Annotated in this window: 9 protein-coding genes; 7 read left to right on the forward strand and 2 right to left on the reverse strand. The window is 65.2% G+C overall.

Annotation, left to right across the window (positions count from 1 at the left end; genetic code table 11):
* The 7 genes from HLH48_RS20830 to HLH48_RS20860 all read left to right on the forward strand — a co-directional run bounded on the left by HLH48_RS20830 (window position 1) and on the right by HLH48_RS20860 (window position 8,548).
* Window positions 1–1,575, forward strand: a complete 1,575-nt coding sequence (locus tag HLH48_RS20830; RefSeq protein ID WP_182999397.1) for an ABC transporter substrate-binding protein — start codon at window positions 1–3, stop codon at window positions 1,573–1,575.
* Entirely contained in the window at window positions 1,572–2,528 is a 957-nt protein-coding gene (locus tag HLH48_RS20835; protein WP_182999398.1) for an ABC transporter permease, read from the forward strand. The genes HLH48_RS20830 and HLH48_RS20835 overlap by 4 nt, the downstream gene beginning before the upstream one ends.
* Window positions 2,525–3,343, forward strand: a complete 819-nt coding sequence (locus HLH48_RS20840) for an ABC transporter permease (RefSeq protein ID WP_246387621.1) — start codon at window positions 2,525–2,527, stop codon at window positions 3,341–3,343. Before HLH48_RS20835 ends, HLH48_RS20840 begins: the two co-directional genes overlap by 4 nt.
* Window positions 3,340–5,163 carry an ABC transporter ATP-binding protein gene (locus tag HLH48_RS20845; RefSeq protein ID WP_182999399.1) on the forward strand — a complete coding sequence of 608 codons (1,824 nt, stop codon included), beginning with the start codon at window positions 3,340–3,342 and terminating at the stop codon, window positions 5,161–5,163. The genes HLH48_RS20840 and HLH48_RS20845 overlap by 4 nt, the downstream gene beginning before the upstream one ends.
* A 73-nt stretch (window positions 5,164–5,236) precedes the next feature.
* A complete protein-coding gene (locus HLH48_RS20850; protein ID WP_182999400.1) occupies window positions 5,237–6,694 on the forward strand; it encodes an NAD-dependent succinate-semialdehyde dehydrogenase in 1,458 nt (485 codons plus the stop codon).
* Window positions 6,691–7,611, forward strand: a complete 921-nt coding sequence (locus HLH48_RS20855; RefSeq protein WP_264813305.1) for a GNAT family N-acetyltransferase — start codon at window positions 6,691–6,693, stop codon at window positions 7,609–7,611. The genes HLH48_RS20850 and HLH48_RS20855 overlap by 4 nt, the downstream gene beginning before the upstream one ends.
* Window positions 7,612–7,621: 10 nt before the next feature.
* Window positions 7,622–8,548, forward strand: a complete 927-nt coding sequence (locus HLH48_RS20860; protein ID WP_182999401.1) for a 2-hydroxyacid dehydrogenase — start codon at window positions 7,622–7,624, stop codon at window positions 8,546–8,548.
* A gap of 335 nt (window positions 8,549–8,883) precedes the next feature.
* Here the strand turns inward: HLH48_RS20860 and HLH48_RS20865 are convergent, their stop codons facing one another.
* Together HLH48_RS20865 and HLH48_RS20875 are read right to left on the reverse strand one after the other, a co-directional pair.
* Window positions 8,884–10,125, reverse strand: coding sequence for an IS4 family transposase (locus HLH48_RS20865; protein WP_373320301.1), 1,242 nt, complete (start codon window positions 10,123–10,125; stop codon window positions 8,884–8,886).
* Between the two features lie 345 nt (window positions 10,126–10,470).
* Window positions 10,471–10,843, reverse strand: a 373-nt coding sequence (locus tag HLH48_RS20875; protein ID WP_182999403.1) for a transposase, incomplete at its 5' end; no start/stop codon positions are given.

Raw genomic sequence — 10,843 nt, forward strand, 5'->3', positions numbered from 1 at the left:
ATGGCACCTGGCATCGCGGCCATCCCGTCGGCCCGGCGCCTCTCGCGCCGGGAGGTGTTCGGTATTGCCGCAGGTGCGGGGGCGGCGTCGGCCCTGTTCGGCCGTGCCGCGCGGGCGGCCGGGGCCCCGGTGCGCGGCGGTCATCTGCGGTTCGCGGGCCTCACCGGATCGACCGCCGACACGTTGGACCCGGCCCGGATGTCAGTGGCCAGCGATTATGTGCGCGGCAAGTCGTTCTATGATGGCCTGATGGCGCTGGACGATCGGATGATCCCCCAGCCGGCGCTCGCCGAACGGTTGGAGAGCGACGATTTCCAGACCTGGCACGTCACCCTGCGCCGGGACGTCGCCTTCCATGACGGGGCCACGCTGACGGCGGCGGATGTTGTCTACTCGCTCAACCGGCACAAGGACCCCGCCGTTGCCTCCCAGCAATGGATGGCGGCGCAGGAGATGAGCCGCGTCCGGGCGACGGGCCCGTTGACCGTCGAGATCGAACTGGTCGGCCCGAACGTCGATTTCCCGTCTCTGCTGGGCATGGATAATTTTGCGATCATCCGTGACGGAACGAAGGATTTTTCGACGGCGAATGGAACGGGACCCTTCGTCTGCACGGGATTCCAGCCGGGGATTCGCACCACGGGCCGCCGCAATGCCGGTTTCTGGGGCGTGCCGGCATGGCTCGATACGATCGATCTGATCGCGATCGCCGACGACATGTCGCGGCACGATGCCCTGCTGTCGGGCGACGTGGACATCATTGCCTCGGCCAATCCGCGCCTGGTCCGGATGCTGCGGGCGCGCGGGTTCGGACTCATGGAAAGCCCGGTCGGCACCTATACGGATCTTGCCATCAGGCTCGACCAGATGCCGGGGAGCAGCGCGGATTTCGTGACGGGCATCAAATATCTGTTCGACCGCGAACAGGTGCGGGATTCCGTTTTTCTTGGCTATGCGCGGATCGGCAATGATCATCCGATCCCTCCCGAGGACCCCAATTATGCGGCCGATCTGCCCCAGACGATGCATGATCCGGATCGTGCGCGCTTTCATCTGAAGAAATCCGGCATGGGCGGCCGCGATCTCGAACTGTTCTGCTCGCCTACCGCCCTGGCCTCGGTCGATATCGCGGTCCTGCTGCAATATGCCGCCGAGCGTGCCGGGATGGCGCTGGGCATCCGCCGCATGCCGGTGGATGGGTATTGGAGCCAGTACTGGATGAAGACGCCGATGAGTTTCGGCAACACGAATGCGCGCCCTTCGACCGACATGACGTTTGCGCTGAGCTTTGGGAGCCGGGCGCCGCTGAACGAATCCCGCTGGCGCGACCCGCGCTTCGATGCCCTGTTGTTGCAGGCCCGTGCGGAACGGAACGAGGGCGTGCGCCGGCGGATCTATCATGACATGCAGGCCATGATCCGTGACGGTTCGGGGGTCTGCATTCCCGCCTTCACGACCAGCCTCGATGCGTTCGATCCGAAAGTGCGGGGCCTGCGGCCCAATCGCGCCGGGCAGTTGATGGGGTATGGGTTCACGCGATCCGTCTGGCTGGACAATGCGGTGGGGCATCCATGAATCGCGGTCTGGGCAGGCTCGTTCTCGGACGTCTCGGGGCGTCGGCGTTTTCGCTCGTGTTCGTGATCGTGGCGATCTTCACGATCACCGCAGCGCTGCCGGGCGATGTCGCGGACACGCTGCTGGGGCAGGGTGCCACGGCCGGGGCCACGGCGGCCCTGCGGCATGCCATGGGATTGGACCAGCCGGCATGGCTACGATTCTGGCATTGGCTGGACAGCATGCTGCATGCCGATCCCGGCCGGTCGCTGCTGACGGGGCGGCCGGTGGCCGAACTGATCGGGCTGCGTCTGTACAATTCGCTCCTGCTCGCCGGCGCGACGGCGGCGGTGTCGGTGCCGGCATCTCTGGCCCTCGGGCTGGCCTGCACCATGCGACAGGGCTCGCGCTTCGACCGGTTCGTGACGACGGCTCTGCTGGGTGTCGTCTCGGTTCCGGTCTTTCTGCTGGCGACGGTCGCGGTTTTCGTGTTTGCCGTTCAGTTCCGCGTCGCACCGGCATTGGCGGATATCAATGCTGTCCATTCGGTCTGGCAGTTCATCCGGGTCTTCTTCATGCCGGTCATCACGCTGGCCGGCGCGACGACGGCGCAGATGAGCCGCATGATCCGTGCCTGCATGATCGATGTCTTTTCCGCGCCATGGATCGAGATGGCCGTGTTGAAAGGCGTGCCGCCCGTGCGCATCGTCCTGTTTCATGCCCTGCCGAATGCTATCGGCCCGGTGGTGAATGCCATCGCACTCAGCCTGTCCTCGCTGCTGGGCGGTGTGGTGGTGGTGGAGACGGTGTTCAACTATCCCGGGATGGCCGGGTTGATGGTGGACTCGGTGGCGGCGCGCGATGTTCCCGTGGTGCAGTGCTGTGCCCTGATCTTCTGCGTGGCGTATCTGTTCCTGACGACGCTGGCGGACGTGGTGGCGGTTGCTTCCACGCGACGCGGAGGCAGCCATTGAGCGCGCTCCGGACCTGCCTGGCGGGTGCCGCGCGCCTTGCGCCGGGATCGCGCCGTGCTCTGCTCCTGCTTGCGGCGTGGTTCGCCCTGGCTGCCCTCGGCCCCCTGCTGGCGCCGCATGCGCCGGGCGAGATCGTGGATCGGGAGGTCTTTGCCCCGTTTTCCGTCCGTCACTGGCTGGGCACGGATTATCTGGGGCGCGATGTGGGCAGTCGGCTGCTGTGGAGCGTGCGCTATACCGTGCTGATCAGCACGCTCTCGACCCTGATTTCATGCTGTTGCGGGTTCGTGCTGGGCATTGCCACGACGGCGACTTCCGTCTGGGTCGAACGCGTGCTGGGGCGGTTGATGGATGGGTTGCTGTCCATTCCCAGCCTGCTGTTCGCGCTGCTGGTGATCGCGGCGGCCGGGGAGTCGATCCCGGCGTTGGTGTTGACGATGGGCGTGATCTACATGCCGGGCGCGTATCGCACCAGCCGCGCCCTGGCGTTGCGGATCGCGCGGGCGGATTATGTGACCGCGTCCCTTGCGCGTGGCGAAAACCGTTCTTTCGTCATCCTGCGCGAAATTTTGCCGAACATGATGGGGCCTTTGCTGTCCGACATCGGCCTGCGTTTCGTTTATGCCGTTCTCCTGCTCAGCAATCTGAGCTTTCTGGGGCTCGGAGTGCAGCCGCCGCTGGTCGATCTCGGCTCGTTGGTGCGTGAAAACGTGCTGGGCCTGGCCTATGGCGCGCCGGCTGTCCTTGTCCCCACCGTGGTCCTTGCCCTGCTGACGGTCGGCATCAATCTTGCCCTGGGCGGGCAACGCTCATGACGGCGCTGATTTCGGTGCGGGGCCTGCATGTGGCGGGCCGGCGCAGGGACGGAAGCGAGGTCGGGATCGTCCGCGACGTCAGCCTGGAGGTCCAGCGGGGCGAGATGCTCGCCCTGATCGGCGAATCCGGCTCGGGCAAGACCACGATCGCCCTCTCGCTCATGGGATATGTTCGTCCGGGATGCCGCATTTCGGGTGGTGAGATCGAGGTGGCCGGCTACCGGGTCGACCAGATGACGCCCGACCCGTTGCGCAATTTCCGGGGCAAAACGATCAGCTATGTGGCGCAGAATGCCGGCTCGGCATTCAATCCCGCGCTCACCCTGCACCGGCAGGTCATCGAGCCCGCGCTCTCCCATTGGGTATTGCCACGTCGCGATGCCGAGCGGCGCGCCGTCGATCTGTTTCGTGCCATGGCCCTGCCGCATCCCGAGACGATCGGTGCCCGCTATCCGCACCAATTGTCGGGCGGCCAGCTCCAGCGGCTGATGGCCGCGATGGCGCTGATCACCGAACCGGAAGTGGTGGTCTTCGACGAGCCGACCACGGCGCTGGACGTAACGACGCAGATCGAGGTTCTGGAAGCCTTTCGCGCCGTATTGGCGGAACGCGGCATTACCGGGGTCTATGTCACGCATGATCTGGCAGTGGTGGCGCAGGTCGCCGACCGTGCGGTGGTGCTGCGCAACGGCGCGGTGTGCGAGAGCGGCCCGACATCCGAGGTGCTGGAACGCCCGCATGCGCCCTACGCGCGCGAACTGGTCGAAGCCAGCCGCCTGCCTGTCCGCGCTATGGCGGCGGCCGGTCCCGTTCCCGAACCGGTTCTTACCCTGTCCGACATGGTGGTGGGCTATGGCTCTGTCGATGCGCGGGGCCTGCCCGCGCGGCGGATCCTGGACGGCATCAATCTCTCCGTTCCGCGGGGGCGTATTCTGGGCATCATCGGTGAATCCGGCTGTGGCAAGAGCACGCTGGTCCGCACCATCGCTGGTCTTCAGGCCTCGGCGGCAGGCACGATCCGCTTTCGTGGCGAGGATCTTGCCGGTGCCGTGGCGCGGCGTACGCCCGACCAGCGCCGGCGCTTGCAGATCGTGGCGCAGAATGCCGATCTCGTGCTCAATCCCGCCTGGACGGTTGGCGCCATTCTGATGCGCGTGCTCAGGTTTTTTCATGGCCTGCGCGGTGCCGAAGCCCGCGCGGAAGCGCTGAGGCTGCTGGATCTGGTGCGCCTGCCGCAGAGCGTGTTCGAACGGCGGCCGCCGGAACTGTCGGGCGGCCAGAAACAGCGCGTCAATTTTGCGCGCGCCCTTGCGGCGCGGCCCGATCTGGTGCTGTGCGACGAAATAACGGCGGCGCTCGACCCGGTGGTGGCCGCCGCCATTCTGGAACTGCTGGCCGATCTCCAGGCGACGCTCGGCCTGTCGTGCATCTTCATCACCCACGACCTGCATGCGCTGCGAGCGGTGTGCGACCGCGTGGCGGTGCTGCTGGGGGGCCATGTGGTGGAGCAATGCGACGCCGCGTCTTTGATGGACGGCGTGCATCATCCCTATAGCCGGCTGCTGGTGTCTTCGGTGCCCGAGATGCGGCCGGGTTGGCTGGACGAGGTCACGCGACAGCGGCAGGTCGCGACGGATGCCCCGCCACCGCCCGTCGCGGCCGGAGGGTGCCCCTTCGTGTCGCGATGCGCGATGCGGATCGAGGACATATGCGACCATGTTCCGCCTCCGGTCGTGCCCGGCGCGGGCGGAGCACGGATCGCCTGCCACCACCCGTTGGCCGACCTTCCCCCGCTGCTCCAGGCGGATGGTGCGGCATGATGCCGTCACTTTTTCCGCAGACCCACTTTCAAGACAGCCGCAAAGACGCCGCCTTTTCACGGAGATGACCAGAATGATCGCTTCCAGCCTGAACGACCCGGGCCTGTTCCGTCAGCAGGCTTTCGTGGCCGGCGCATGGGCCGATGCCGAGGACGGGCGCACGATCGCGGTGGATGATCCCGCCACCGGGGAGAGCATCGGCCACGTTCCGGCATGTGGCGTTCCCGAGACGCGCGCGGCCATCGAGGCCGCCGAACGCGCGCAGGCGGAATGGAAGCGTCGCGCGCCCGCCGAGCGCGCCGCGATCCTGATGGCGTGGCATGACCTGATCATCGAGAACAGCGCGGACCTGGCCCGGATCATGACGATCGAGCAAGGCAAGATCCTGTCCGAGGCCGAGGGTGAAGTGCGTTATGCGGCTTCGTTCTTCAAATGGTTCGCCGAGGAAGCGCGCCGGATCGACGGGGCCGTGCTGGCTCCGCCCGCGCGGGACCGGCGCGTGCTGGTGCTGAAAGAACCGGTTGGCGTCAGCGCCGCCATTACGCCGTGGAACTTTCCGCTGGCCATGATTACCCGCAAATGCGCCCCGGCCCTTGCCGCCGGATGCAGCATGGTGCTCAAGCCGTCTGAACTGACGCCGTTTTCCGCTTTGGCGGTGGCCGTTCTGGGCGAACGGGCCGGCGTGCCGGCCGGCCTGTTCAGCGTTGTGACCGGGCTGCCGGAGGCGATCGGCGCCGAACTGACAGCAAGCCCCGTGGTGCGCAAATTGTCGTTCACCGGCTCGACGCGGGTAGGCGCGATCCTGATGCGGCAGTCGGCGGATACCCTCAAGAGGCTCAGTCTCGAACTGGGAGGGAATGCGCCGTTCCTCGTGTTTGACGACGCCGATTGTGATCTAGCCGTGCTGGGGGCGATGGCAAGCAAGTTCCGCAATGCCGGCCAGACCTGCATCTGCGCGAACCGGGTCCTGGTCCAGGCGGGCATCCACGATCGGTTCGTCGATCGCCTGCTGGACGAGGTCGCGGCATTGCGGGTCGGAAGCGGCCTCGATCCGGCCGCGACGCTTGGCCCCCTCATCAATGATGCCGCGGTGGCGAAGGTCAGGGCGCATGTCGAGGACGCGCTGGCGCAGGGGGCCCGATATGCTTCCGCACCCCTGCATGTTGATGGGCGCTTCGTCAGTCCTGTCGTGCTGACCGGCGTGACGACGGATATGCTGGTGGCGCGCGAGGAAACGTTCGGACCCGTCCTGCCGGTTTTCCGCTTTGAGAAGGAAGAGGAGGCGGTACGCATCGCCAACGCCACACCGTTCGGCTTGGCGAGCTATTTTTTCACGTCCAGTCTCCATCGCGCATGGCGAGTGGGCGAGGCGCTGGAATTCGGTATGGTCGGGTTGAACACTGGAGCGATCTCGATGGAATCCGCGCCGTTCGGGGGGGTAAAGCAGTCGGGCCTGGGTCGCGAGGGCGGTCATCCCGGTCTGGATGAATTCCTGGAAATCAAGAGCTTCCATATGGAGGGCATCACGTGACCGGCCCCTTCACCATGCCGAACGTGGAGGACGCCACCGTGAGCGGGAAGACCCGGACAGAGAATGGCCGCCTGGCCGCGATCGAACTGCGTCCCATGCAGGATGGCGATATCGATGCGGCCAGCGGATTGTCCAAGGCGCTGGGATGGCCGCATCGCCTTGAGGACTGGAAGTTCATGTTCGCGGTTGGCCAGGGACTCGTGGCCGTTACCGCGGATGGCGAGGTGGTGGGCAGCCTGATGTGGTGGCCCTATGGCCAGGACGATGCCGCGGTGGGTATGGTGATCGTCTCGAGCGTCTGGCAGGGGCATGGTATCGGGCGGCGGCTGATGGTGGAGGCGCGCACGGCGCTGCACGGCCGCGCGCTGCACCTGAATGCGACACCCGGCGGCCTGCCGCTTTACGAAAAACTCGGTTTCCGGCCATGCGGCGTGGTGGAGCAGCGTCAGGCCACGGCCATGACCCAGCCGATCGTTCCCTTGCCGGAGGGCATGCGGCTGCGCCCGGCAGGGCAGAATGACCTGGGCGCGATGATGGCCCTGGATCGCGCGGCGAACGGCCTGGACAGGCATGACCTGCTGGCTGAACTGCTGCGTGTCGGCAAGGGCATCGTGGTGGACGATGGCGGAGCGGTGGTCGGTTATTCGATCTGCCGCATGTTCGGCTGGGGCAAGGTGATCGGCCCGGTGGTTGCCACGACGGCCGACTTCGCCCAGGCGATGATCGCCCACTGGATCGGTAGTTGCGCGGGGCGGTTCACGCGCCTGGACGTGCCGTCGGATGGCGGATTGTCCGCGTGGCTGGATGAAATCGGGCTGCCTCTGGTCGACACGGTGACGACGATGACGACGGCGGACGTTCGGACACCGGCGCATGGCGCGCAGACGTTTGCGCTGTGCAGCCAGGCGCTGGGTTGAGGAGAGCGGCATGTCCTTCGTGATCAAGTCCACACGTGAGCGGGCGAAGGTCTGGAGCGCACTGTTCGCGGCGCATCTGCCGGACCAGAAAGTCGAGATCTGGCCTGATATTGCCGCGCCGGCCGCAGTCGAGTTCATGGCGGCCTGGGTTCCGCCGCCGGACCTCGCCACGACCTTTCCCAATCTCAAACTACTGTTCTCGGTCGGCGCGGGCGTGGATCAGCTCGATCTGTCTGCTGTACCCGCCCAGGTGCAGGTCGTGCGGATGATCGAGCCCGGGCTGACGGAGGGCATGGTAGAGTATGTGCGCTTCGCGGTCCTAGCCCTTCATCGCGGCATGTTGCGCTATGTGGCCCAGCAGCGCGCGCAGGTTTGGCAGGCACATCCCTATCCCCCGGCCTCCAGCGTGACCGTTGGCGTCATGGGGCTGGGACAGCTCGGCCTGCCGGTGGCCGAGGCGATCCGGGCGATGGGCTATGATTGCCAGGGTTGGGCGAGGAGCCGACGGCAAATCGCAAACATCCGTACCTTTGCGGGAGCCGGGGAGTTTGATGCGTTTCTGGCCACGACGGACATTCTGGTCTGTCTGCTTCCTCTGACGCAGGAGACGACAGGATGTCTTGCGCGGTCTCTGTTCGGCCGCCTGCCGCGTGGGGCCGGCCTGATTCATTGCGGCCGGGGCCGGCAACTGGTGTCCGATGATCTTGTCGCTGCATTGGATGAAGGGCAACTGAGCGCCGCGATCCTTGATGTCACCGAGCCCGAACCGCTGCCTGTCGGTCATCCGTTGTGGAGCAGGACCGATGTCCTGATTACGCCGCACACCGCGAGTATTACCCGCACCGAGACAGGAGGATTGTCTATTCTGGACAATCTGCGACGCTTCCGCCGAGGCGAGGTCCTAGTAGGCAGTGTGGATCGGGCAGACGGATATTGAGCAGGCCGAGCCGTTTGGGATCATGGTCCGGCTCATCCCTCTCGACCCGGAAAAAATCCTATTCTGCAAGGCCCTCTTCCAAAAATCTATGCTTAGGTTTCGGCGAATCGCCGTTCCGGTCTGCCTGTGACGTACGCGATGCGTCGAAGTTCCCGGCTAGGTATAATACCGTTCACTTAATGATCTGGATGGCGGCGCGAAAGTTGAAATGGGACGGTGGGGACTGCGCGTTCGGCCTGATCGGGAAGCTGGACATCTTGCGTTTCACGCCGCGTGGATTGCGGCGGTCGACACGCGGCGTCAGGCGCTCCTGAAGGAGTTCGGCGAGAACCGCCTTATGGAAGATCGTCCGCTTCCGAGGGGGAAAACGCGACGGCTGCGGCCATCTTGTGACGCACGACCCTGACGGCGTGAAGAAAGGAGAGCCTGTCGGGATCCTCGTCGGCTTTGAGAGCGGCCTCATGGATCAGGGAACGGATTGCGAAATGGGCCATGATCAGCCCGTGAAACTCCTGCCGCACGAGGTCGGGCGTCTTCGACCGCAGCGTGATCCGCGCGCCGCGAAGATGGGTTTTCAGTTCGTCAAGCGCAGTCTCGATTTCCCATCGCTCTTGATAGAGCGCGGCAAGTTTGTCCGCCTGGGCGCGTTGGGGATCGAGGATGGTGGTCATCAGACGATAGATCGGTTCGGCGCCGGCGATGCCTTCCAGACGGTAATCAATGACCCGAACCACGACAGCGTTGGCCCCATGACGCCGGTCACGCTCGGACGGATAGATGCGGCTCAGGCAGGAACCATCCGGCAGCCGACGATCGTGTTCCAGGCGCAGGTTTTTCCTGAGACGCCACAGCAGGTCGGCCCCGTTGCCCCGGGCGAGGTTCCACATGTCATACCCGAAGAAATGCCGATCGGCGAGGCAGAGCATGCCCGGTTGCAGCCGCGCCAGAACAGGGCGAGCCAGAGTGATCTCACTGGTCGCGCACGGCGCCATCTCGCTTCCGAACAGGACACGTGTGCCATTCTCCACGAGCGAGACGAAACGGATCTGCGGAAAAGCACTGCTGCCGCGACTGGCACCGGGGCGTCCGAATGCCGCTTCGTTGCCGGCTTCATCGGCCACATCCAGCGTGCTGCCATCCAGGCTCACGAGCCGCCAGTCCGCAAACCACGCCCCCTTCGTGTCCCGGCCCGCGATCGGCCTGACAACGGCGTCATGAAGATGGCGCAGCACTTCCCAGCCCGGGCGCGTCCGGGCCTGCGAGATACCAGCCTTGCTGGCGACCCTCATCGTCGCGGATGGACCCATCAGCCACTGGATCCCTTCGAGCAGACACCGTAGCACCTCGCGATACGAACTCTGCATGTAGAGGCCCAGCGCGATCACATAATAGACGACGACATGAGCCGGCAGATCACGCTGCCGCAGGCTCGCCTTGCCGTTGGCCTCCAGCGCGGCTCGCACCGCCGCGATCGGAAATGTCCGCGCAATCACGCCCAGGCTGATGTGATCCGTAATTCTGGGACCCAAAGGTAACTCCGCGGGCTGTGTCCCGAGGCGTGGTGTAAGAACACCGATCCTCGATAGGTTCGAGGGGGTCAGACTGCCACGATTGGCAGGCTGATGGTTTGGTTATGGCTTATGGCAGCCAATCCTTCCAGTGTCATGTAGCGTCGGCACACGGCCCATTCATCGTTCTGCTCGAGCATCAGGGCCCCGACGAGACGGATGATAGCTCCGCCCACAATATTGCCGATTAGCCCATCTTATTCACGGCATTGAGTATTTTGGGTGGATTTTTCTGCTTTTGTGGTTTGGGCGCGCGGGATCGCACCGGGTTGAGGCGGTGTCATTTTGAAACGGTGCGTGGTTGTGGCTGGGGTTGCGGGGACGGGGCGGGTTCGGGGGCGATAGCCCCGTCTGTCACGGGCCGGCAGCCTGCATCGAGATGGCGAGACTGCGGAACAGCGCGGCTTCGGGACAGGAGGCGGCAAAGGCGATACGGACACGGGTCGCGGTTTCCAGGATGCGTCCTGCGATTTTCAGAAGACGATTTCGTAACGTGGTGAATTCGGCCGAGGCGAGCGGCTGTGGGGCCGGGATGGCGTCCCGCAGGGTGAGCATCAGCCAGTATGCGGCGGTGTGCAGGATCAGGCGGACCTGGTTGGCCAGTGGCGATCGACAGCTCGTGCGGTCGGATGCCAGTTGGCCCTTGTGAAGCTTGATCAGGTTTTCGGCCTGTCCACGGGCACAGTAGAGGGCATCGTAGAGCCATTCGGCGTTGCCGCCTCGCAGG

The organism is Gluconacetobacter sacchari, from assembly GCF_014174255.1.
Taxonomy (GTDB): Bacteria; Pseudomonadota; Alphaproteobacteria; order Acetobacterales; family Acetobacteraceae; genus Gluconacetobacter; species Gluconacetobacter sacchari.

Bases quoted from the DNA above. Each gene is read 5' to 3' on its own strand.
- HLH48_RS20830 (WP_182999397.1), top strand. From the start codon at position 1: ATGGCACCTGGCATCGCGGCCATCCCGTCGGCCCGGCGCCTCTCGCGC.
- HLH48_RS20835 (WP_182999398.1), top strand. From the start codon at position 1,572: ATGAATCGCGGTCTGGGCAGGCTCGTTCTCGGACGTCTCGGGGCGTCG.
- HLH48_RS20845 (WP_182999399.1), top strand. From the start codon at position 3,340: ATGACGGCGCTGATTTCGGTGCGGGGCCTGCATGTGGCGGGCCGGCGC.
- HLH48_RS20850 (WP_182999400.1), top strand. From the start codon at position 5,237: ATGATCGCTTCCAGCCTGAACGACCCGGGCCTGTTCCGTCAGCAGGCT.
- HLH48_RS20860 (WP_182999401.1), top strand. From the start codon at position 7,622: ATGTCCTTCGTGATCAAGTCCACACGTGAGCGGGCGAAGGTCTGGAGC.